The 22,320-nt window shown below is 61.6% G+C and carries 17 protein-coding genes; 8 read left to right on the top strand and 9 right to left on the bottom strand.

Going from position 1 to position 22,320, the window contains the following annotated elements; translation table 11 throughout:
* Positions 1-3 precede the first annotated feature (3 nt).
* The 5 genes from ACIP8I_RS10150 to ACIP8I_RS10130 all read left to right on the top strand — a co-directional run bounded on the left by ACIP8I_RS10150 (position 4) and on the right by ACIP8I_RS10130 (position 10,258).
* Positions 4-2,727 carry an RHS repeat domain-containing protein gene (locus ACIP8I_RS10150; RefSeq protein ID WP_400760707.1) on the top strand — a complete coding sequence of 908 codons (2,724 nt, stop codon included), beginning with the start codon at positions 4-6 and terminating at the stop codon, positions 2,725-2,727.
* A gap of 33 nt (positions 2,728-2,760) precedes the next feature.
* A complete protein-coding gene (locus ACIP8I_RS10145; protein ID WP_400760705.1) occupies positions 2,761-5,442 on the top strand; it encodes an RHS repeat-associated core domain-containing protein in 2,682 nt (893 codons plus the stop codon).
* Between the two features lie 83 nt (positions 5,443-5,525).
* On the top strand, positions 5,526-7,286 hold the full coding sequence (locus tag ACIP8I_RS10140; RefSeq protein ID WP_400760703.1) for an ATP-binding protein: 1,761 nt from the start codon (positions 5,526-5,528) through the stop codon (positions 7,284-7,286).
* A complete protein-coding gene (locus tag ACIP8I_RS10135; protein ID WP_400760700.1) occupies positions 7,286-8,617 on the top strand; it encodes a sigma-54-dependent transcriptional regulator in 1,332 nt (443 codons plus the stop codon). Before ACIP8I_RS10140 ends, ACIP8I_RS10135 begins: the two co-directional genes overlap by 1 nt.
* Before the next feature lie 321 nt (positions 8,618-8,938).
* The gene (locus ACIP8I_RS10130) at positions 8,939-10,258 is read left to right on the top strand and encodes an MFS transporter (protein WP_400760698.1); all 1,320 of its coding nucleotides are present in this window, start codon (positions 8,939-8,941) and stop codon (positions 10,256-10,258) included.
* A 148-nt stretch (positions 10,259-10,406) separates the two neighbouring features.
* Here ACIP8I_RS10130 and ACIP8I_RS10125 read toward each other — a convergent pair whose 3' ends face one another.
* Positions 10,407-11,165: a hypothetical protein gene (locus tag ACIP8I_RS10125; protein WP_400760697.1), complete on the bottom strand. Its 759-nt coding sequence runs from the start codon at positions 11,163-11,165 to the stop codon at positions 10,407-10,409.
* Between the two features lie 343 nt (positions 11,166-11,508).
* Between ACIP8I_RS10125 and ACIP8I_RS10120 the strand changes: the two genes are divergently transcribed.
* On the top strand, positions 11,509-11,784 hold the full coding sequence (locus tag ACIP8I_RS10120; RefSeq protein WP_400760695.1) for a hypothetical protein: 276 nt from the start codon (positions 11,509-11,511) through the stop codon (positions 11,782-11,784).
* A gap of 273 nt (positions 11,785-12,057) precedes the next feature.
* Entirely contained in the window at positions 12,058-12,687 is a 630-nt protein-coding gene (locus tag ACIP8I_RS10115) for a flavin reductase family protein (RefSeq protein ID WP_400760692.1), read from the top strand.
* Here the strand turns inward: ACIP8I_RS10115 and ACIP8I_RS10110 are convergent, their stop codons facing one another.
* A complete protein-coding gene (locus tag ACIP8I_RS10110; RefSeq protein WP_007965872.1) occupies positions 12,688-12,930 on the bottom strand; it encodes a hypothetical protein in 243 nt (80 codons plus the stop codon).
* Between the two features lie 43 nt (positions 12,931-12,973).
* Positions 12,974-13,327: an antibiotic biosynthesis monooxygenase family protein gene (locus ACIP8I_RS10105; protein ID WP_027612495.1), complete on the bottom strand. Its 354-nt coding sequence runs from the start codon at positions 13,325-13,327 to the stop codon at positions 12,974-12,976.
* A 430-nt stretch (positions 13,328-13,757) separates the two neighbouring features.
* Here ACIP8I_RS10105 and ACIP8I_RS10100 point away from each other — a divergent pair, with 430 nt between their 5' ends.
* Positions 13,758-14,687 carry an AraC family transcriptional regulator gene (locus ACIP8I_RS10100; protein ID WP_367085556.1) on the top strand — a complete coding sequence of 310 codons (930 nt, stop codon included), beginning with the start codon at positions 13,758-13,760 and terminating at the stop codon, positions 14,685-14,687.
* A 149-nt stretch (positions 14,688-14,836) separates the two neighbouring features.
* Here ACIP8I_RS10100 and ACIP8I_RS10095 read toward each other — a convergent pair whose 3' ends face one another.
* The 6 genes from ACIP8I_RS10095 to ACIP8I_RS10070 form a co-directional block, all read right to left on the bottom strand.
* Positions 14,837-15,892, bottom strand: coding sequence for an ABC transporter ATP-binding protein (locus ACIP8I_RS10095; RefSeq protein WP_007965866.1), 1,056 nt, complete (start codon positions 15,890-15,892; stop codon positions 14,837-14,839).
* 13 nt (positions 15,893-15,905) lie between these two features.
* Complete coding sequence (locus ACIP8I_RS10090; protein ID WP_007965864.1) at positions 15,906-16,754, bottom strand: ABC transporter permease; 849 nt, start codon at positions 16,752-16,754, stop codon at positions 15,906-15,908.
* Positions 16,751-17,659: an ABC transporter permease gene (locus tag ACIP8I_RS10085; RefSeq protein ID WP_400760687.1), complete on the bottom strand. Its 909-nt coding sequence runs from the start codon at positions 17,657-17,659 to the stop codon at positions 16,751-16,753. Before ACIP8I_RS10085 ends, ACIP8I_RS10090 begins: the two co-directional genes overlap by 4 nt.
* Before the next feature lie 201 nt (positions 17,660-17,860).
* Positions 17,861-18,964, bottom strand: coding sequence for an ABC transporter substrate-binding protein (locus ACIP8I_RS10080; protein ID WP_123588622.1), 1,104 nt, complete (start codon positions 18,962-18,964; stop codon positions 17,861-17,863).
* A gap of 217 nt (positions 18,965-19,181) precedes the next feature.
* A complete protein-coding gene (locus ACIP8I_RS10075; RefSeq protein ID WP_400760684.1) occupies positions 19,182-20,633 on the bottom strand; it encodes an aldehyde dehydrogenase family protein in 1,452 nt (483 codons plus the stop codon).
* Positions 20,630-22,267, bottom strand: a complete 1,638-nt coding sequence (locus tag ACIP8I_RS10070; RefSeq protein ID WP_400760681.1) for a 5-guanidino-2-oxopentanoate decarboxylase — start codon at positions 22,265-22,267, stop codon at positions 20,630-20,632. The genes ACIP8I_RS10075 and ACIP8I_RS10070 overlap by 4 nt, the downstream gene beginning before the upstream one ends.
* Positions 22,268-22,320: the final 53 nt, after the last annotated feature.

Genomic DNA, 22,320 nt, shown 5'->3' with positions numbered 1-22,320 from the left:
GGCATGAATCCTTCAGTGCATTGGCGTACTCCTGCTTTGTCGGCTCACGATCCCAGAGGGCTGGCGGTCAGAGACGTTGCTTACCTGCGAGCGGTGGCGGGCACCGAAATCGAATCCCAGATCACCCGCCAACGCTACGACTCCAACGGCCGCCTGATCGAACAATGGGACCCGCGCCTCCCTCTACCCTGCCTGACCACCGCCTACCGTCTGGACGGCGCCCCTCTGAAAATCGTCAGCGTCGACGCCGGCTGGCGCCTGAGCCTGCCAGGATCTGACAGTCAAACCCTGCAGCGCTGGGACGCCCGTGGCAGCCACTGGCGTATGAGCTATGACCCGCAATTGCGCTTGATGACCGTCGAGGAAAACGCGGCCGAAGTCGAGGCACTGACCTACGCCGACGCTACGGCGGATGCCGGGCACAACCTGCGCGGCCAGTTGCTCGAACACAAGGACCACGCCGTCACGCTGCGTACCGACAGCTATGCCCTGTCCGGCCAGTCACAGACTGAAACCCGCACTTTTCACGACGGCGAGACCTTCACCGACCAACGTGTATTCGGTCCGCTGGGGGCAGTACTGGAGCAGACGAATGCCGGTCAGCATCGACAGCAGTCACAGTACGGTCTGGCCGGACAACTCCAGCAGGTTCGCCTGCAACTCAAGGGTCACACCGAGTGGCAATCGGTATTGATCCAGGCGCAATACAACGCGGCCAGTCAGATCATCGAACAGCTACTCGGCAACCACGTGCGCAGCCTCTGGACGTATGACCCGGCCAACGGTCGGTTACGCACCCATATCTGCCGCAAGGACGCCGGTGCGATGCTGCAAAGCTTCGAATATTTCCACGACCGGGTCGGCAATATCGTACGCATCGACGACCATTGTTTTCAGCCGGTTTACTTCGCCAACCAGTTGATCGACGGCCACCGCACCTTCGGCTATGACTCGTTATACCGCTTGATCCGCGCGACCGGTCATGACGAAGCGCCCCTCTCCGACACTCCGGGATTGCCACACCCGAGCGACCCGAACAACCGCCTCAACTACACCCAGACCTACGCGTACAACGCTGGCGGCAGCCTGATCAGACTGCAACATGTGCGGGCGGGTGCCAGCCAGACCCGCCAGATGCTGATCGATCTGCAGAGCAACCGTGGAGTGCGCTGGACGCCTGGCGATCCCGATCCGATATTCGACCGCTTGTTCGACCGCCACGGCAACCTGCAAGCATTGCAACCGGGGCAAACCTTGCACTGGAATACTCGTGACGAGTTGGCCAGCGTTATCCTGATTCACCGCGAGGACGGCCGGCACGATGCCGAGCACTACCGGTACAGCCAGGGCGAGAGAGTGTTCAAGCGCCACGAGACCTTCACCTCTCGTGGCGAGCATTTCCAGCAGACCCGCTACTTGCCCGGGCTGGAAATCCGCTCGAAGGACAACGGTGAAGTGTTGCACGTCATTCAACTGGACATTGGTATCGGGCATGTCCGGTGCCTGCATTGGGCACAGCAGAAACCCGATGAAATCCGCTACAGCCTCGACGATCATCTGGGTTCCTGTACGCTGGAACTTGATCAACAGGCGCAAGTGATCAGCCAAGAAGGTTACTACCCGTTTGGCGCCACGGCATGGATGGCCACGCGCTCGGAAATTGAAGTGAGTTACCGGTTCATTCGATATTCAGGCAAGGAAATGGATGTCAGCGGCCTGTACTACTACGGTGCCCGATACTACGCCGCATGGCTGCAGCGCTGGATCAGCGCCGATCCCGCAGGGGATGTCGACGGGCTGAACCTGTACGCGATGGTCAGCAACAACCCGTTGCGCTATGCCGATAACGGCGGCACCGAGCAGACGCCCAGCGAAGCACAGCAGAAAATCAGTGAGTACTCGAACGTGCTGACTCACATGACCAGTGAATTACAGAAGGTCAACTATCAGCTCTACAACCTCACGCGAACTCGCGACATTTACAAGACCGCCACAAAAAAACTCTTGTTCAGCGTGGCAACGTTTGCCGTGGCGATCAAGGCCGGAGCACTGGGTAGCACCGTTGGCGCCGGCTTCGGTAGCCTGAGCGGTCCCGCCGCGCCAGTTGTGGTGCCCGTGACGTCAGCGGTTGCGGCCATTTTTGCCGCAGAGGCGTCCGTCAAGATCATGGACAAGATCGGTGAAGAAACCACGCTCGGCTATTCGATCATGCCGGATCAGGCCGCGCTCTCGCTGAAAAGCCTGCAAGGAAAAGCCAAGGCTTCACCGAACTCGCTCAGGGGCACCCTCGAAAGTTTCAATCCGCAGACTTCCGGGGGCCTGGTGAAGATCGGTCTGGAAACCACCGCTCGGGTCTTGGGCAAACACCTCAAGATTCCCTACCTGAAACAGTCCCTGAACATCGCCCGCCAGATGGCCCAACTCACAGAAGCGCTCAACGGCGCATGGGGGCAGGGAGATCTGGATCTTCTCAACGCGCGGCTGGATGAGTTGACCGGTTACCTCGACAGCCAGCAGGCCAGCCTCCAGGAACACGTCGACACGTTGGCCAATGCGGCGCCCGCGCCGGTAAAACTGATCGGCATCGCCCAGATGCCGGAGCGTACCGACAACGATCTGGCCCACCTGCAGCAGCAAGTCACCGTTGCTCGAGCCACCATCAAGCACGCCAGAAATCTGCTGGGTCGGGTATCGGCCTATCTGGTGCAGAAACAGCAAGCGGCATAGTGCCGGACTTCACAGAGCAACCGAGAGTGAACCATGGCAGCGTCGCTGTTTCACCACACCCCACACCTGCGCAGCCATGATCCTCGGCTCTTGCTGGTGCGCCAGGTGGAATACTTGCGCCAGACCGCAGGTGAAGCGGCACAGGCCCTCGTCAGCCGACAGCAGCATGATCCTGCTGGCCGGTTGATGACACAGCGCGACCCGCGTCTGTTCGACAATGCGTCGCTGCCCAACCTGCAAACGATCTACACGCTGGATGCTCGACCGCTACGTGTCGCAAGCGTGGACGCCGGCTGGCGACTGGTTCTGCCCGGTTTCGCAGGTGAGCAACAGCAACGCTGGGACCAACGCGGCAACCACTGGCAGTATGAACACGACCTGCTGCTGCGAATGATCGCCGTCACTGAAAACGCACAAGTCGATGTCGAGCGCTACACCTATGGCGACCACAATGCCGACCCCGGGCATAACCTGCGCGGTGAACTGAGCGAAAGCGCCGACCCGGGCGCTACGGTGGTGATCGACAGCTACAGCCTGCAGGGCAAGGCAGCGAGTGAAACCCGTACGCTGTCGGGCGAGCCGGCGGCTTTCATCACTCGTATGGATTTCGACGCGCACGGCAACGTAGTGCAAGTCACCGACGCCGGTGGTCACCGGCAACGCTCGAGCTATGATGTCGCCGGCCAGTTATGTCAGGTTTCGCTGTGGATAGCCGGGGCTGACGCGGCACAACCGGTGGTCGACGCTGCCACGTACACCGCCTCTGGCCAACTGCTCGAACAACGGGCCGGCAATGGTGTGCGCAGCCGCCGCGTGTACGATCCCGCTGACGGTCGCCTGCTGAATCAGCTGGCCTGCAAGGATCAGGAAAAACCGCTGCAGGACTTGCACTACACCTATGACCCGGTCGGCAATGTCCTGCGTATCGAGGATCGCACCCTGGCCACGGTGTATTTTGCCAATCAACGCGTCGATGGTGATCGTCATTTTGTCTACGACTCGTTGTATCGGCTGAGCGAAAGTCGCGGCTTCGAAGGCCAGATCCCGCAACAGTCGCCAGGTTTGCCGCAACCGATCGAACCCATCGACCCGGGGCGGCGTTTCAACTACAGCGAGCGATATCACTATGACGCGGGAAATAACCTCGTTGAGCTGGTGCATGTGCGCAAAGGCCACAACTTCACGCAACAGATGAAAATAGCTCCCGACAGCAATCGGGGGCTGCGCTGCCAACCCGCTGACCCCGAACCGGTGTTCGGCGACTACTTTGACCGCCACGGCAACCAGCTGAAACTGCAGCACGGCGGCCTGCCACTGGCGTGGGACAGTTACGATCAACTGGCCCGCGTCACCCTGCTGCAACACAGCAACGGCCTGCCCGACGACGATGAAATCTATCGCTACAGCCAACGTGAGCGCGTCTACAAATGCACGCTGAGGCATACGCCGTCGATCACCGATCGCCGCGAGGTGCGTTACCTGCCAGGTCTGGAAATCCACAGCCGCAGCGACGGCCAGCAACTGCATGTCATCGTGCTGCCCGGCGCCCGTTGCCTGCATTGGCTCAGCGGTCAACCGGCGGATATCGAAACCGATCAACTGCGCTTCAGCCTCGACGATCACCTCGGATCCTGCTCGCTGGAACTGGACCGCCACGCTGGCGTGATCAGCCTGGAGCATTATTACGCCTTCGGCGGCACGGCCTGGTGGGCAGCCCGTTCAGCCGTGGAAGCGGATTACAAAACGATCCGTTACTCGGGCAAGGAAATGGATGCCAGCGGTTTGTACTACTACGGCGCGCGGTATTACGCGCCATGGCTGCAACGCTGGATCAGTGCTGATCCGGCCCGGGACGTGGACGGACTGAACCTGTACGCTTTTGTTGGCAACAACCCGACGATCCATGTCGACCGGACGGGCACCTACAAGGTTATTTTCGATCTGGCCAAACGAGCGGTCGGCCTGCTCGACAAAGCCAAAACAGCGGCCGATCAAATACACAACCTGAGTCGCGAGTTCGACGATTTGATCCCCGAAGGCGCAGACATCGAAGACCTGCGCAAAACCATGACGTTCGGCAAATTTCTCAAGTCCCGGCAGGGCATCAAATCGGCTCTTTACGGTGCGGGGAAAGGGCTCGCCATCGGTGGACTTATAGGCACCGCGGTACCAGGAGTTGGCAATGCCATCGGCAGTGGTGTGGGGATGCTGGCGGGCACGGTCGTTTTCCCGTTGCTGCGCTATTACTTTTTCAAGAAAGGCTTGAAACTCGCGCAAACGCTGCGCACCCAGGAACTCAGGAATGGCCTGCAAACCGTCGGTGATACCGTCACCCGCGTGGTTGATGGCACCACTGATCTGCTCAATGGCGGCACGGCGCTGCTGGAAAGCATCAAAAACATGACCAATACCCTCAACGAATATCCCGAGCGAATTCAGGCGCTGTTCCACGACCAGTTGCAGACCCTTGCCGGTGACAAACAACGCGAGGTCATCAAACTCCTGAGAAGCGGACTCGACCCGTTCGACGCCATCGACAAGGTGCTGGGGACAGCCCAAACGGTCATGGATGACGCCCCCGACACCGCCGCAGACGTGAACAATCGCCTGCAACAACTGCAGAGCAAAGTCACTGAGAATTCAAGGCTTAAACCCATCCCCAAGCCGCGGACGAAATACATCCAGCGGGTCTCTGCCGGCGAAACGTACGTGTGACGTCGAAGGCCGTTCGAACAGTGCGCCGAGCCACTTCGTCGCATGCTATCGTGCCCGCCCGTCCCCTTATCCATTAGCCCAGCATGCTGCCGACTTCCCGTACCCTGCGTTTGTCGTTGTACACCCTGCTGATCATTGCCGGCGCGGCCATCGCCGCGACGCTTGCCATCCGCCACGCCGAACGTCAGGCGCTGGAGGAAGACGCCACCCGCGCCAGCCAGCAATTGGCGCTGTATGCCAACTCGCTGCACACCCTGATCGACCGCTACCGCGCCCTGCCCGCGGTGCTGGCGCTGGACCCGCAATTGCGCAGCGCGCTGGCCGGGCCGGTGGGCGCTGAACAACAGAGCGTGCTGAATCTGAAGCTGGAGCAGATCAATGGCGCGGCGCAGTCCTCGACCCTCGAGCTGCTTGATCACAGCGGCCTCGCAGTGGCCGCCAGCAACTGGCGTCTGCCGAGCAGTTACGTCGGCCACAACTACGGTTTTCGTCCGTACTTCAGCCAGACCCGCACGCAGGGCAGTGGGCGCTTTTATGCGGTGGGCGTGACCAGCGGCATCCCCGGTTACTTTCTCTCCAGCGCAGTGCTCGGCGACAATGCCGAGTTCCTCGGCGCGATGGTGGTCAAGCTGGAGTTCCCCGAGCTTGAGCGCGAGTGGAGCCAGGGCAGCGACACGCTGCTGGTCAGCGATGCACGCGGGATCATCTTCATCGCCAACCAGCCCGGCTGGCGCTATCGCTCGTTGCGACCGCTGGACAGCCGCGACATGGCCGAGATCAAGCGCACGCGGCAGTACGACAAACAATCGCTGATTCCGCTGACGCATTTGTCCCTGCGTCACTTCGACGACAACAGCGACCTGCGCCGGGTCGAAGGCCCGGACGGCACGGCGGACTACCTGTGGGAATCGCTGCCGCTGACCACCGAAGGCTGGACCCTGCACCTGTTGCGCCGCCCGCAAGTGGCCTTCGAAGATTTGCGCAACGCCGGGCTGGCCGCTGCCGGAGTGTGGCTGGCGCTGGTGTTTCTGTTGTTGTTCCTCAATCAGCGCTGGCGCCTGTCGAAAGTCCGTCAGCGCAACCGCGAAGAACTCGAACAACTGGTCGAAGAACGCACCCGCGATCTGCGCACTGCGCAGGACGGTCTGGTGCAATCGGCCAAGCTTGCCGCACTGGGGCAGATGTCCGCCGCACTGGCCCACGAAATCAATCAGCCGCTGACCGCGCAACGCATGCAGCTCGCAACGCTGCGCTTGCTGCTTGAGCATGGCCGCGTCGATGATGCGTACAAGGCGCTCAAACCGGTGGACGACATGCTCACGCGCATGGCATCGCTCACCGGCCACCTGAAAACCTTCGCCCGCAAAAGCCCCAGCGGCCTGCGCGAACGGCTGGATCTGGCGACCGTGGTCGATCAGTCGCTGCAATTGCTCGATGCGCGCCTGCGCGACGAACAGGTCAGCCTGGTGCTGCACCTGACGCGCCCGGCGTGGGTGCGGGGTGATGCGATTCGCCTCGAACAGGTGCTGATCAATCTGCTGCGCAACGCCCTCGATGCGATGCAGGGCAAACCGTGCAGGCGTCTGGAAATCCGTCTTGACGCTGACGAACAACTGTGGCGCCTGAGCGTGATCGACAATGGCGGCGGGATCGCCGAACAGCACCTGAATCAGGTGTTCGATCCGTTCTTCACCACCAAACCGGTGGGTGACGGTCTGGGTCTGGGGCTGGCGGTATCCTTCGCCATCGTGCATGAATCCGGCGGGCGTCTGAGCGTGGAAAATGGCGAGGCTGGCGCGGTGTTCAGCCTGACCTTGCCGATCGATCTGGAGGCACACATCTGATGCTCAACTCAGTGATGGTGGTCGATGACGAAAGCAGCATTCGCAGCGCCGTCGAGCAATGGCTGAGCCTGTCGGGGTTCGAAGTGCAGCTGTTCAGCCGCGCCGAGGATTGCCTCGCCGCGCTGCCCGCGCATTTCCCCGGGGTGATCCTCAGCGATGTGCGCATGCCCGGGCTCAGTGGTCTGCAGTTGCTGGCCGAAGTGCAGAAACGTGACGCCGATTTGCCGGTGATTCTGCTGACCGGTCACGGCGATGTGCCGATGGCGGTCGAAGCCATGCGTGATGGCGCCTACGACTTTCTGGAAAAACCGTTCAGCCCGGACACCCTGCTCGGCAGCCTGCGCCGGGCGCTCGACAAGCGTCGGCTGGTATTGGAAAACCGTGCCTTGCACGAGCAGGCCGACCACCGCGCCAGACTCGATGCCACGCTGCTCGGCGTGTCTCGTGGCATGCAGACTTTGCGTCGGCAAGTGCTGGATCTGGCGGCGCTGCCGGTCAACGTGTTGATCCGTGGTGAGACCGGCAGCGGCAAGGAACTGATCGCCCGTTGCCTGCATGATTTCGGCCCGCGCGCCGACAAACCCTTCGTGGCACTGAACTGCGCGGCGATCCCCGAGCAGTTGTTCGAAGCCGAGCTGTTCGGTCATGAAAGTGGCGCGTTCACCGGCGCTTCCGGCAAGCGCATCGGCAAGCTGGAATATGCCGACGGTGGCACGCTGTTTCTCGATGAAATCGAAAGCATGCCGCTGGCCCAGCAAGTGAAGCTGCTGCGGGTGTTGCAGGAACAGAAGCTGGAGCGCCTCGGTTCGAACCAGAGCATTCGCGTTGATCTGCGGATTGTTGCCGCGACCAAACCCGACCTGCTGGATGAGGCCCGGGCCGGACGTTTTCGCGAAGACCTAGCGTATCGCCTGAACGTCGCCGAACTGCGCCTGCCGCCGCTGCGCGATCGGCGCGAAGACATTCCGCTGCTGTTCGAGTCGTTCGCCTTCAGCGCTGCCCAGCGCCTCGGCCGCACGTTCCCGCCGTTGAGCGGTGCGCAATTGAGCCACCTGCTCAGCCACGACTGGCCGGGCAACGTGCGCGAACTGGCGAACGTCGCCGAGCGCCAGGTGCTGGGGCTGGATGAGCCGGTGCAAGGAATCGACCCGGGCCAGTCGCTCGCGGCGCAGCAGGAAGCCTTTGAAGCGCAATGCCTGCGCGCGGCGCTGACCCGGCACAAGGGCGATGTGAAAGCGGTGCTGGAAGAGTTGCAACTGCCGCGCCGCACCTTCAATGAAAAGCTGCAGCGGCATGGGTTGAGTCGGGAGATGTTTGTTCCGGGCAGCTGAGTTTTGCAGTGTCTGATCGGGCCTCTTCGCGGGCAAGCCCGCTCCCACAGGGTTTTGTGCTGAACACAGAATGTGTGAACACCACCGACCACTGTGGTAGCGGGCTTGCCCGCGAAGAGGCCCGCACAGGCAACATTTATCCATCAGCCTGAATGAGCGACTTTCCGCTCACCACAATCCAGGCATAAGCGGATTTCCGCTCATAAAGTCCTGCCGCCCCCTCTAAACCGGCCCTCCCCCCGTTGGCACAGCTCCTGCTATAGCCCCTGCAGGCTGCGTTTCTACGCGCTCCACAAAAACAATTAAACGAAGGATCCTTCAATGGATAACTCCAACGCCCTACCCCTTGGGTCGGCTGCCGCGCCCGTCAAAGAAAGAACCACCGCCAGCCGGATCAAATCGATCTTCAGCGGCTCGGTCGGCAACATGGTCGAGTGGTACGACTGGTACGTCTACGCCGCTTTCTCGCTGTACTTCGCCAAGACCTTCTTCCCCGCCGGTTCCACCACCGCGCAACTGATGAACACCGCCGCGATCTTCGCCGTGGGCTTCCTGATGCGTCCGATCGGTGGCTGGCTGATGGGCCTCTATGCCGACAAGGTCGGGCGCAAGAAAGCCCTGATGGCTTCGGTCTACCTGATGTGCTTCGGCTCGCTGCTGATCGCCCTCAGCCCCAACTATGAAACCATCGGCATCGGCGCGCCGATCCTGCTGGTCTTCGCCCGTTTGCTGCAGGGCCTGTCGGTCGGCGGTGAATACGGCACCTCCGCCACCTATCTGTCGGAGATGGCGACCAAGGAACGTCGCGGCTTCTTCTCCAGCTTCCAGTACGTGACCCTGATCTCTGGTCAGCTCATCGCCCTGGGCGTGCTGATCGTGCTGCAGAACATGCTGACCACCGAACAGCTGTACGCGTGGGGCTGGCGTATTCCGTTCGCCATCGGCGCACTGTGCGCGATCGTCGCGCTGTACCTGCGTCGCGGCATGGAAGAAACCGAGTCGTTCACCAAGAAAGAGAAGTCCAAGGAAAGCGCCATGCGCACCTTGCTGCGCCACCCGAAAGAATTGCTGACCGTGGTCGGCCTGACCATGGGCGGGACGCTGGCGTTCTACACCTACACCACCTACATGCAGAAATACCTGGTAAACACCGTCGGCATGAGCATCTCCGACTCGACCACCATTTCCGCCGCCACGCTGTTCCTGTTCATGTGCCTGCAGCCGATCATCGGTGGCCTGTCGGACAAGATCGGTCGGCGTCCGATCCTGATCGCTTTCGGCGTGCTCGGCACGATCTTCACCGTGCCGATCCTGATGACCCTGCACACCATCCAGACCTGGTGGGGCGCGTTCTTCCTGATCATGGCGGCACTGATCATCGTCAGCGGCTACACCTCGATCAACGCCGTGGTGAAAGCCGAACTGTTCCCGACCGAAATCCGCGCGCTGGGCGTCGGCCTGCCGTACGCACTGACCGTGTCGATCTTCGGCGGCACCGCCGAATACATCGCACTGTGGTTCAAGAGCATCGGCATGGAAACCGGTTACTACTGGTACGTGACCGCGTGCATCGCGGTGTCGCTGCTGGTGTACATCACCATGAAAGACACGCAGAAACACTCGCGGATCGTGACTGACTGATCGGGTTTTCACAGCCACTGCAACGGTGGCTGTGGTGGCCTCATCGCTGGCAAGCCAGCTCCCACAGGTTCGGGTGGTGCACACAGATTTGGTGAACATCACCGATTATTGTGGGAGCTGGCTTGCCAGCGATTGGGGCGACTCGGTATCAGGACAATTCAGCAACTATCGTTGGCTTGCCGTAACGCTTCTGTGCATACGACGCGCCGACAATCATCACCAGCAGAATCCCCGCCAGCACCGCCGACGAGCCGATGGTGCCGAAGTCCAGGCCACCCTTTTCATGGGGCTTGGTCATCAGATCGCCCAAGGTCGCACCAAACGGCCGGGTCAGCACGAACGCCACCCAGAACAACAGCACCGACGAAATCTTCGTGAAGTATTTGAGCGCCACGACCACGGCAATGGTCGAGCCGATCAGCAGCGCGCCACCGGCGAACCCCAGGCCCGAATCATCGGCCAGGTAGTCGCCGAGCGCCGTGCCCAACGTGTTGGAAAACAGAATCGCCATCCAGTAAAACATCTCGCCACGGAAGGTCTGCACCTTGCTGACGTTCAGCGAATCGCCACTCAGGCGCCAGGCCGCGAAGATCGCCAGCAGAATCGCGATCAGTATCATCGACCCGGTGGCATAGCCGAGCCCGAGGGTGCGGTCCATGAAGTCGGACATGGTGGTGCCGGCGGTGCTGGTGGACAGAATCACGATCCAGTACAGCAGCGGCTTGTAGGTCTTGGCCATCAGTTGGCTGATCAGGGTCAGCACAAACACGCTGATCAGGATCAGCGAGCTGAGGGCGTACCCGACGTTGAGGGTCATCGACAGCAAATCCCCCGCGGTTTCCCCCAAGGTCGTCGCGCAGATTTTCATGACCCAGAACGCCAGGGTGATTTGAGGCAGTTTGTTCATCGCAAGCAAAGCTCCAGTGTGAGACGGCCGGTTCTTGGGTTTTCTGGCCGTGGGCAGACTGGCGATGCGCCGGTGAAAAAGCGGTCGGCAACAGATGAAAAATCTGTCATATCGCGAAAACAGCGATTAATCCCCCATTAATGCTGCCCTTGCACCCTGCCAATACCTGATCGATGACCTGCGCGGCGTTCGCTCCCCGGACAGTGGAAGCCAATCAATGCGCCGCCCTTAATATCAAGTTAATCGATGGTTTTTAGCATTAATTTGCGCTTTTTAATCAATTTAGTTGGCGTAGCATTAAACCCAAGCAAGACACACCGCCAACCCATCTGGAGTCACGAACATGAAAACCAAACTGATCCTCGCCCTGACCCTGTCCGTACTGGCCGCCAACACCTTCGCTGCCGATGGCTCGGACAAAACCAAATCGGCCGAATTCATTTCCGGCGGCACCGCCGCCATCGAAACCAGCCACTCGAGCACTTACGCTGCTGACGGTTTCGATAAAACCAACATCGGCAAAACCGTGGCCGCCGATGGCTTCGATAAAACCGGTACTGCCAACGCCATCGCGGCTGACGGCTTCGATAAAACCGGGACCGCTGCAGCCATCAGCTGACTATCAGCGGTCCTTCCACAGCCCGGCCTCGGCCGGGCTTAGTCATTTCTGGGGCAGCACAATTTCTGAAATCCACGCAAAACCCTGTGGGAGCTGGCTTGCCAGCGATGACAATCTTTCATTCAAAATAATTGTCGACTGACAGACCGCCATCGCTGGCAAGCCAGCTCCCACAGGTTTCCATTGAATGGAATATCAGCGACCGACTGGAAATTGTCTGACCGTGCTTGCACTATTGTTCACCTGTCCTAGCCCCCTTCCGGAACCCCATCCATGTCCGACGACATCCACTACTACGAACCCGCCAACGGCCACGGCCTGCCCCACGATCCGTTCAACGCCATCGTCGGCCCGCGCCCTATCGGCTGGATTTCTTCGCAGGATGCCAATGGGCAGTTGAACCTGGCGCCATACAGCTTCTTCAACGCGTTCAACTACATCCCGCCGATCATTGGTTTTTCCAGCGTCGGGCGCAAAGACAGCCTGAACAACATCGAGCAGACCGGCGAGTTCGCCTGGAACCTCGCCACCCGGCCGCTGGCCGAACAGATGAACCAGAGCTGCGCGATGGTCGCGCCCGAGGTCGACGAGTTTGAATTGGCGGGGCTGACGCCGGCGGCGTCGAAGGTGATTGCGGTGCCACGGGTAGCCGAAAGCCCGGTGTCCTTCGAGTGCAAGGTCACGCAGATCATTCAGTTGCAGCGCGCCGATGGCGAAACGGTGCCGAGCTGGCTGGTGCTCGGCGAAGTGGTCGCCGTGCATATCGCCAAGTGGCTGTTGAGGGACGGGATCTACGACACCGCCGCGGCAGAACCGATTCTGCGCGGCGGCGGGCCGGCGGATTATTTCCAGTTGGGGCCTCAAGCCCTGTTCAAGATGTGGCGCCCGGGGGCGGTCAAGTAACTACCAGATCAACTCGGCGTCATCAGTGACACCCTTGAGGCGGTCCAGCTCATTGATGGCAGCCTCATCGGCAGCGATGGCGCCGGGGAACACCTGATCACCCAGCAGTTTGTGGAAGCGTGGCGCACCGCCATCGACCAGGGCCTTGACCGCGATTGCCGCGTGATAACCCTTGTTGCCGCCCAACTCGACGGGGACGACTGCGGAGACTGCTTCGAAGTGTTCAAACTCTTTACGTGCCATGGCACACATCCTGGCTCAGACGAATAAGCCGGACATTAAACCCTCAACCGGCGAGTTTGTGTATCGGTGCCGGGCATTGTCCGAGCGCCTGCGCCGCCGACACCTCTTTGAAGGTGTGGAAATCCAGGCTGTTGACCACCAGGTCTTGAACCAATTCGGCAAAGATTTGCATCGACGGACTGTTGAAATAGGCGGTCATCGCCTGTTGATGGCTCCAGAAACCGGAGACCAGCCACAGCTCCGGATCGCATTGCGAATGCTGCAGGGCGAAGTTCAGGCAACCGGGGGCGTTGCGTGAAGGTTCGATCAAGGCACTGAGGCGTACACCCAGTTCGGCGGAGCGTCCGGCGCGCGCTCGAACGAAGGCCATATGACTGACGGGAATCTGCTTGGACATGTTCAACCCTCCCAGGGAGTCGCGTGGCAGCCGGGGGACGGGCTGCGACAGGATCCAAGGTTAAGGGCCGGGCGCAAGGTGCCGTTAGTCGATTCCTGCCGCTGCGTTGCACAATCCTGCGAGACTGCACAAACGCCCCGCATCGATGGCTAGAAACCTGTCACACCGCTGTCACAACGCTTTTGTGTAGGAGCTGCCGAAGGCTGCGATCTTTTGACTTTTGTTTTTAAAATCAAAAGATCGCAGCCTTCGGCAGCTCCTACAGGAGTGTTCGCCCCAAGCAATGAGGAGGCGATGACTAAGCGTTGGCCGGCACGCAAAAGCAGCCCATGCAGAATCAGGCAAGCATTTGACAGGATGTGTCTACCGCTTGCGCTTGCACAAATATAGGCTCTGCCCCATTCCACCGTCTTAGCAGAGGATGCCGCGCATGACGTCATTCGATCGTTTCCAGGCCCCGCTCGATGTCGACATGGAAAAACAGCGTGCGGAGCTCGCGGGGATCATCCGCCGCAACACCACCGACGATGGCAGTTACCAGACCGCCATCGGTTCGCTGTTCATGTCGCGCCACACAAAATCCCACGACTTCGCCCCGGTGCTGGCGCAACCGGCGTTGTGCATCATGGCCCAGGGCCGCAAAGAGGTGCGGCTGGCGGACGAATACTTCAATTACGACCCGCTGAATTACCTGGTGGTCTCGGTCTCGATGCCGCTGAGCGGGCGGGTGGTGAATGTCTCGCCGGAAGATCCGATCCTCGCTGTGCGTCTGGACATCGATCCGGCGGAAATCACCGCACTGATCGCCGACGCCGGGCCGATGGGCGTGCCGACCCGGCCGACCGGGCGTGGCCTGTATGTGGAAAAGATCGACAGCGCGATGCTCGACGCGGTGTTGCGTCTGGCACGCTTGCTGGATGCGCCGAAAGACATTGCCATGCTCGCGCCGCTGATTCGCCGGGAGATTCTCTATCGCCTGCTGCGCAGTCCGCAGGGCCATCGCTTGTATGAAATCGCGATTGCCAACAGCCAGAGCCACCGCATCAGCCAGGCGATCAAATGGCTCAACGGCAACTTCGAGCAGCCACTGCGCATCGATGATCTGGCGAAAGAAGTGAACCTCAGCGTCTCGACCCTGCATCACCGTTTCAAGGCGATGACCGCGATGAGTCCGTTGCAGTACCAGAAGCAGCTGCGTCTGCAGGAAGCGCGGCGCCTGATGCTGGCCGAAGGGCTGGAAGCGTCGGCGGCGGGCTATCGCGTGGGCTATGAAAGCCCGTCGCAGTTCAGCCGCGAGTACAGCCGCTTGTTTGGTGCGCCGCCGTTGCGGGATCTGGCGCGGTTGCGGCAGTCGGTCTGATCAGGTTTGTGCTGGATCGATTGACGCCATCGCTGGCAAGCCAGCTCCCACAGGGTTTTGTGCTGAACACAGAATTTGTGCACACCCGAAAAACCTGTGGGAGCTGGCTTGCCAGCGATGGGGCCAGTCAAGACAACCTCAATCCAGAATCAGGCACCGAGTACCCGACACGCCTCGCTCGGCAACGTCACCGACACCGGATGCCCGATCCCCAAACCGATCCCCTGACACGGCGTGCTCAATGCGGTGAACGTCACCCCGGAACACTCCACCGTGGTCTCGATGGTCGCGCCGATATCGCGCACGAACGTCACCTTGCCGAGCAAGCGATTGCCCGCCGTGGCTTGTGGCGCGGACAGTTGCAGGTCCTCCGGACGAATCAGCATCTTCACCTTCTGCCCCACCTCGATGCTGCTGCAGATCGGCACTTGCAGCGCATCACCGCCCGGCAAACTGACCTTGCCGTCGCCCAGCGCCGTGGCCGGGAAGATGTTGCCCGAGCCGATGAAATCAGCGACGAATTCGTTGGCCGGATGCCGGTAGATTTCGATCGGCGTGCCCACCTGCTGCACCTTGTGTTCGCCCAGCACCACGACGATGTCGGCCATGGTCATGGCTTCGCGCTGGTCGTGGGTGACCATGATCGTGGTGATGTTCAAGCGCTGTTGCAACTGGCGGATTTCCACCTGCATCGACTCGCGCAACTTGGCGTCCAGCGCCGACAGCGGTTCGTCGAGCAAAAGGATTTTCGGCCGCGAGGCGATGGCCCGGGCAATCGCCACCCGCTGCCGTTGCCCGCCGGAGAGTTTCGCCACCGGCCGGTCGATCATTGCTTGCAGCTGAATCAACTCCAGCAACTCCACCACCCGCGCCTGCTGCTCGGCCTTGCTCACGCCGCGCAGTTTCAGCGGATAGGCGATGTTCTCGCCGACAGTCATGTGCGGGAACAGCGCCAGCGACTGGAACACCATGCCGAAGTTGCGCAGGTGCGCCGGGGTGTGGCCGATGTTCTCGCCATCCAGGCGAATCTCGCCGCCGGTGAGGGTTTCCAGCCCGGCGATCATCCGCAGCAAGGTGGTTTTGCCGCAGCCCGACGGGCCGAGAAAACACACCAGTTTGCCCTCGGGCAAATGCAGGTTGACGTCCTGTACCGCGCAAGCCGAGCCGTAGAATTTCTCGACGTTTTCCAGAATCAGACCAGTCATGTTGCACCTCAAATCAAAAGGAAACGCCGCCCTCGCCCACCAGCTTCTCCAGCGCCCAGATCAGGACGAAGTCGATCAGCACGATCAGCACGGCAAACGAGAACACGGTAGGGTCGAGCGATGACACGGTGCGGCTGTACATCCAGATCGGCACGGTCATGACGTCGATGGTGTAGAGGAAATAGGTCACGGTGAATTCGTTGAACGAGACGATGAACGCCAGCAGCATCCCCGCCAGAATCCCCGACTTCATCAACGGCACCACCACGTCGACAATCGCCCGCAGTGGTGAAGCGCCGAGCATCCGCGCCGCCTCTTCGACTTCGCTGCCGATCGAGAGCATGGCGGCGGTGCAGTTTTTCACCACGAACGGCAGCGCCAGAATCACGTGGGCAATCACCAGCCGCGAGGTGGTCAGATGGAACGGCAGGCTGTCGAACACCAGCAGCAACGCCAGGCCCAACACCACCATCGGAAACACCAGTGGCAGCGACATCAGCTGCAGCGCCACGGCTTTGCCACGGAACTCGCAACGGGTCAGCGCATAGGCGGCGGGCACCGCGATCAGCGTGGCGAAGACCATGGTCAGGCACGACACCAGCAGGCTGGTGGCCATGGCCTGGCCGAGACTCAGCACGTCGCTGGCGTCCGGCGAGACGAAGGTGTGCCAGGCTGCCTTGTACCACTGCAGGCTGTAGCTGCTCGGCGGGAAGTCGAGGTTCGACGCACCGCTGAACGACATCACGATCATGGTCAGGATCGGCAACACCGCCAGCAGCAGAATGAACCCGGAGAGGATTCCGGCGAACTTGCCGGTGTCGCCGGGCAACAACGCCATGCGCTTGTTGGTCAGGGAACTCATTGCGAAGCCTCCAGCAGACGCCGACGACGGCCGGTGATGTATTCGGACAGGGTCATGATCGCCAGCGTGGTGACGATCAGCACCACCCCGGCCGCCGATGCCGCGGGCCAGTTCATCAGCGGCGCGATCTGGTCATGCACCATCACCGCGAGCATCGGTACCCGGCGGCCACCGAGCAGCAACGGCACGACAAAACTGCTGGCGTTGTAGGCGAACACCAGCGTCGCCCCGGTGATGATCCCCGGCAGACTCATCGGCAGCACCACCTGACGGAACACCTGAAAACGGCTGGCGCCCAAGGTTGCGGCGGCCTCTTCGTAGGTACGCGCAACACCGCGCATGGCGCTGGCAATCGGCAACACCGCCAGCGGAAACGCGGTCTGCACCAGGCCCATCAGCACGCCGTTCTGGTTGTACAGCAGCATGATCGGGCGCTTGATCAGGCCCAGGCCCATCAGCGTCTGGTTGAGCATCCCGCCCGGGCCGAGAATCACCAGCCAGCCGTAGCTTTGCAGTAACAGATTGACCAGCAGCGGCAACAGCACCGCCGCGAGGAAAATCCGCCGCACGAATGGCGAGGTCAGCCGTGACATGGTGTACGCCACCGGGATCGCCAGCAGCACCGCGATCACTGCACTGATCAGCGCCAGACGCAGGGTCAGCAACAGGGACTTGAGGTAATAGGGTTCGAGCAACTGCGCGTAACTGGCGAGGCTGAACCCGCTCCATTCCGCGCCTTTGCTGCCGACACTCATGCGCAGCACCAGCAGGCTGGCGGCGATCAGCACACCGAGAAACAGCATCGACGGTGTGAGGAAAAACCACGCCCGGGCAGTCGGCGAAACACCGCGCGCCGGGCGCACGTCAGCGGCGCCGACCGGTTGGGTCAGGGATTGATGTTCCATAGCAATGATCTCGTCAATGGAAAAGCAACAGGATTGAAATCCGGGATCAACCCTGTGGCGAGGGAGCTTGCTCCCGCTGGGTCGCGAAGCGGCCCCATCAATGGCTAGATGCATTCGCCAGGTCGCCATTCAGATTGCGGCTGCTTCGCAGCCGAGCGGGAGCAAGCTCCCTCGCCACAAAAGATTTTCAGTCCTCGGAAATCAGGAAGAAAAAATTTCCGTATAACGACGAATCCATTGGTCATGCACAGTCGCCAGGAAGGCGTTGTCGTGCATGATCGCCTTCTCGGCAATCTGCTCCGGGGTGAGGATGTACGGGCTCTTGCGCGCTTCGGCGGAGATGATCGCCTTGGCGTTGACCGGGCCGTTGAAGATGTCTTCGGCCATCTTGCCCTGCACCAGCGGGTCGAGAGAGTGGTCGATGAAGGCGTAGGCCAGATCAGTGTCGCCCGGACGGTTCTTCGGCATTACCGAGAGCATCAGGTCGGTGTAGAAACCTTCCTTCATGCCGAACGTGGCACCGAGGCCGTAGTTCGGATCGCGGATCTGCTTGGGGAAAAACGCCGGGGCGTACAGGCCGCCCATGTCCAGGGAACCGGTGCGGAACAGCTCGGCGATCTGGTTCGGATTCTCGCCGAGGGTAACCACACGCTCCTTGAGCTCGGCGAGTTTCTTGAAGCCCGGTTCGATGTTGTGTTCGTCACCGCCGGCCAGTTTCGCGGCGATGATGATCAGGTCCATGGCCTCGGTCCAGTTCGGCGGCGGCAGGAAAATGTTCGGCGCCAGATCGGCATCCCACAGCGCGGCATAACTGTCCGGTGCCTGTTTGAGGGTGCGGGTGCTGTAGACCAGACTGTTGCACCACAGCAGATAACCGATGCCGTGGCCGTTGGCGCCGGTGCGGTATTTTTCCGGTACGTCGATCAGGTTGGGAATGCGGTTGAGGTCGGGCTTTTCCAGCAGTCCGGCGGCGGCCAGACCTTCGGCGCCGACCCCGGCCAGGGTGATGATGTCGTACTGCGGACGATCACCGCCGGCCTTGAGTTTCGCGACCATTTCCGAGGTGCTGCCGGTGCGGTCGGCGATGACCTTGGCGCCGGTCTTGGCCTCGAAGGTGGCGGCGATGTTGCGCAGTGCGGCGAGGCCGGTGTCATCCGACCAGGTCAGCAGGCGCAGAGTCTTGCCGGCGAATCGCGTGTCGCTGGCGCTGGCCCGGATGAAGGGCATGCTCAGGGCCGCCGCCGCTACCGAGGCGACGCCGACGGTTTTAATGAATTGACGCCTGTTCAGATCGTGCTCGCCCATGACGGACTCCCTTTGTTCTTTTAAGTATGAGGTTGGTCGCAACCGTTGCATCCGCGCGGCCGGATCCGCTGCAGGCCTTGTTTTCAAAGGCCTGCAGCGCTGCCGACGGGTTCATCCTGAGGTCGTGCAATACACCTGACTATCGATAAAAACTCATCGAAGCCATGACACCGACGCATGCCTCGTTGCGAGGCATGCGCTCACCGTTTTCGGGCGTTCAGAGCGCCCGGATCACGTGTTTGATTTCCTGAAACGCAGCCAGGCCCCATGGCCCCAATTCGCGGCCGATGCTGCTCTGCTTGTAGCCGCCCCACGCCGTCTGCGGGAAGATCACTTGCGGCGCGTTGAGCCACACCAGCCCCGCCTGCAGGGCGTTGGCGACCCGGTCGGCAGTCTCGGCGTTACGCGTCACCACACTCGCGACCAGCCCGAACTGGCTGTCGTTGGCCAGCGCAATCGCCTCGGCTTCGCTGCTGAAACTGCGCACACAGAGCACCGGACCGAAAATCTCTTCGCACCACAGCGCACTGTCGAGGGGCACATCGGTGAACACCGTTGGCTGCAAAAAATAACCGCGTGGCAGATGCGCCGGACGATTGCCGCCGCACACCAGCTTGGCGCCAGCGCTCAGGCCACGGTCGATATGACCGAGCACGCGCTGGTATTGCGCCTGATTGACCAGTGCGCCCATCTCCACGTCCGGGTCGAACGGGTCTGCCACGCGAATCGCTTGCGCACGCTTTTGCAGACGCTCTAAAAACTCATCGGCCAGCTCATCGGCCACCAGCACCCGACTGGTGGCCGAGCACATCTGCCCGGCGTTGAAAAAACCGCCGCCGCAAGCCAGTTCCACGGCCAGTTCCAGGTCGGCATCTTCGAGTACCAGCAACGAAGATTTGCCGCCCAGTTCCAGGCTCACGCCCTTCACCGTTTCAGCGGCGCGCTGCATCACCTGCACGCCGACGGCGTTGCTGCCGGTGAAGGAGATCTTGGCGATACGCGGATCCGCCGACAGCGGCGCACCGACCGCCAGCCCGGTGCCGCACACCAGGTTGAACACGCCGTCGGGCAGACCGGATTCAGCGATGATCGCCGCCAGTTCCAGCTCCGGCAGCGGCGTGACTTCCGACGGTTTGAGCACCACGCAGCAACCGGCGGCAAGCGCCGGCGCGAGTTTCCAGGCGGTGGTGACCATCGGGAAATTCCACGGCACGATCAGCCCGACCACACCGCACGGTTCACGGCGCAGACGCGCGCTGAAGTCATCGCTGGGCAGCGCCACGTTGCTGTCGAGTTGTGCGTCGAGGCCTTCAGCGAGTTCGGCGTAATACTCGAAGGTGGCGATCACATCATCGACGTCGATCGCCGCTTCGAATTGCGGTTTGCCGTTGTTGCTCGACTGCAACCTCATCAGGTGATCACGACCGTTGCGCACGCCGTTGGCGATGTTGCGCAGGATCGCGCCACGCTCGGCGCCAGTGGTTTTCGACCAGCGCTTGAACGCTTCAGTGGCCGCGCTGACGGCCAGATCTACCGCGCGTTCATCGCCGCCATTGACCGTGGTCAGCAGCGCTTCGGTCGCCGGGTTGATCACCCGCAGGTGTTCACGCCCGGCCGACCATTGGCCGTTGATGTACAGGCCATCGAGTGTGGTTGGGAAACTGCTCATTGGGCCACCGCCTGCATCCATTGGCTCTGGTCGATTTCGATCACGGTCGGGCCTTGGCGATCAGTCGCCGCACGCAGCGCGCCACGCAATTGCTCAACCGAGCCGATCGCTTCGGCGGCGCAACCCAGCGCCTTGGCCACACCGATGAAATCCGGGGTGTAGATATCGACGCCCACCGGTTCGATGGCGCGGTTGACCATGTACTTCTTGATCTCTTCGTAACCCTGGTTATTCCACAGCAACACGATCACCGGGGTGCGCGCTTCGACCGCGCTGGCCAGTTCCGGCAGGGTGAACTGCAGACCGCCGTCGCCGATCAGGCACACCACTGGCGGACGAGCGCCGCCCTCAATGCCGCCCCCGAGCCACGCGCCAATCGCCGCCGGCAGGGCGTAACCGAGGGTGCCGTAACCGGTGGACGAGTTGAACCAGCGCCGTGGACGTTCCGGGTTGAACGTGAGGTTGCCGGTGTACACCGGTTGCGTGGAGTCGCCGACGAACACCGCGTCCGGCAACTCGTGCAGCACGGTTTCCAGAAAACGGGTCTGGGCCAGGGTTGGCGCATCCCAGGTCGCGGCCAGCTCATCGCGCAGACGTGCTGCCCGCACCTGACCCCAATCATTGCGCCGCTCGGCCAGCGCCTGCTGAGACAATGCACCGAGCAGCGCTTGTGCGGCGTTGCGCGAGTCGGCGACCAAGGCCACATGCGGCGGATAGTTGCGCACGGTCTGGTCGGCGTCGATATCGATGCGCAGCAACTTGCCGGGGATTTCAAAGCCGCCGGCGAAGGTCACGTCGTAGTCGGTTTCGGCCAGTTCAGTGCCGATCGCCAGCACCACGTCGGCATCGGCCACCAGTGCACGAGTGGCGACCAGGCTTTGTGTCGAACCGATCAGCAGCGGATGGCTGGACGGCAGCATGCCTTTGGCGTTGATGGTCAGCGCCACCGGGGCGTCGAGCAGTTCGGCCAGTTCGGTGAGTTCGGCGGCGGCATCGATGGCGCCGCCACCGGCGAGAATCAGCGGACGTTTAGCGCCGGCCAGCAACTCGCTCATGCGTCGTACGGCTGCAGGTGCAGCCCCGGCGCGGTCGATGTGCACCGGGACGCTGGCGAGCAGTTCATCGGCTTCTTCCACCAGCACGTCCAGCGGAATTTCGATGTGCACCGGACGCGGGCGCCCGGCCTGGAACAGCGCGAAGGCACGGGCCAGCACGCCCGGCAATTCCGCCGCCGACATCAGGGTGTGGGAGAACGCCGCGACACCGCCGACCAGCGCACTCTGGTTCGGCAGCTCGTGGAGCTTGCCGCGACCGCCGCCCAACTGGCTGCGGGTCTGCACGCTGGAGATCACCAGCATCGGGATCGAGTCGGCGTAGGCCTGGCCCATCGCGGTGGTGATGTTGGTCATGCCCGGGCCGGTAATGATGAAACACACACCCGGTTTGCCGCTGGTGCGCGCATAGCCGTCAGCCATGAAACCGGCGCCCTGTTCATGCCGTGGGGTGACATGGTTGATGCTCGAACGGGCCAGCCCGCGATACAGCTCCACGGTGTGCACCCCGGGAATGCCGAACACCTGCTCGACCCCGTAATCCTCGAGTAACTTGACCAGTACTTCGCCACACGTCGCCATGTCGATTGCCCTTCTTGTTCGTTTGAGACACAAGGCCTTTGTGTAGGAGTGAG

It is taken from the genome of Pseudomonas sp. NPDC088414 (assembly GCF_044753325.1).
GTDB lineage: Bacteria > Pseudomonadota > Gammaproteobacteria > Pseudomonadales > Pseudomonadaceae > Aquipseudomonas.
The sequence above is the reverse complement of the archived record's forward strand: the minus strand, read 5'-3'. Positions and strand labels throughout refer to the sequence as shown.

Excerpts from the sequence above, each read along its gene's own strand:
- ACIP8I_RS10110 (WP_007965872.1), bottom strand. The coding sequence starts at position 12,930 with ATGGCACGTAAAGAGTTTGAACACTTCGAAGCAGTCTCCGCAGTCGTC.
- ACIP8I_RS10075 (WP_400760684.1), bottom strand. The coding sequence starts at position 20,633 with ATGAGCAGTTTCCCAACCACACTCGATGGCCTGTACATCAACGGCCAA.
- ACIP8I_RS10140 (WP_400760703.1), top strand. The coding sequence starts at position 5,526 with ATGCTGCCGACTTCCCGTACCCTGCGTTTGTCGTTGTACACCCTGCTG.
- ACIP8I_RS10100 (WP_367085556.1), top strand. The coding sequence starts at position 13,758 with ATGACGTCATTCGATCGTTTCCAGGCCCCGCTCGATGTCGACATGGAA.
- ACIP8I_RS10095 (WP_007965866.1), bottom strand. The coding sequence starts at position 15,892 with ATGACTGGTCTGATTCTGGAAAACGTCGAGAAATTCTACGGCTCGGCT.
- ACIP8I_RS10115 (WP_400760692.1), top strand. The coding sequence starts at position 12,058 with ATGTCCGACGACATCCACTACTACGAACCCGCCAACGGCCACGGCCTG.
- ACIP8I_RS10090 (WP_007965864.1), bottom strand. The coding sequence starts at position 16,754 with ATGAGTTCCCTGACCAACAAGCGCATGGCGTTGTTGCCCGGCGACACC.
- ACIP8I_RS10080 (WP_123588622.1), bottom strand. The coding sequence starts at position 18,964 with ATGGGCGAGCACGATCTGAACAGGCGTCAATTCATTAAAACCGTCGGC.
- ACIP8I_RS10125 (WP_400760697.1), bottom strand. The coding sequence starts at position 11,165 with ATGAACAAACTGCCTCAAATCACCCTGGCGTTCTGGGTCATGAAAATC.
- ACIP8I_RS10070 (WP_400760681.1), bottom strand. The coding sequence starts at position 22,267 with ATGGCGACGTGTGGCGAAGTACTGGTCAAGTTACTCGAGGATTACGGG.
- ACIP8I_RS10130 (WP_400760698.1), top strand. The coding sequence starts at position 8,939 with ATGGATAACTCCAACGCCCTACCCCTTGGGTCGGCTGCCGCGCCCGTC.
- ACIP8I_RS10135 (WP_400760700.1), top strand. The coding sequence starts at position 7,286 with ATGCTCAACTCAGTGATGGTGGTCGATGACGAAAGCAGCATTCGCAGC.
- ACIP8I_RS10085 (WP_400760687.1), bottom strand. The coding sequence starts at position 17,659 with ATGGAACATCAATCCCTGACCCAACCGGTCGGCGCCGCTGACGTGCGC.
- ACIP8I_RS10145 (WP_400760705.1), top strand. The coding sequence starts at position 2,761 with ATGGCAGCGTCGCTGTTTCACCACACCCCACACCTGCGCAGCCATGAT.
- ACIP8I_RS10120 (WP_400760695.1), top strand. The coding sequence starts at position 11,509 with ATGAAAACCAAACTGATCCTCGCCCTGACCCTGTCCGTACTGGCCGCC.
- ACIP8I_RS10150 (WP_400760707.1), top strand. The coding sequence starts at position 4 with ATGAATCCTTCAGTGCATTGGCGTACTCCTGCTTTGTCGGCTCACGAT.
- ACIP8I_RS10105 (WP_027612495.1), bottom strand. The coding sequence starts at position 13,327 with ATGTCCAAGCAGATTCCCGTCAGTCATATGGCCTTCGTTCGAGCGCGC.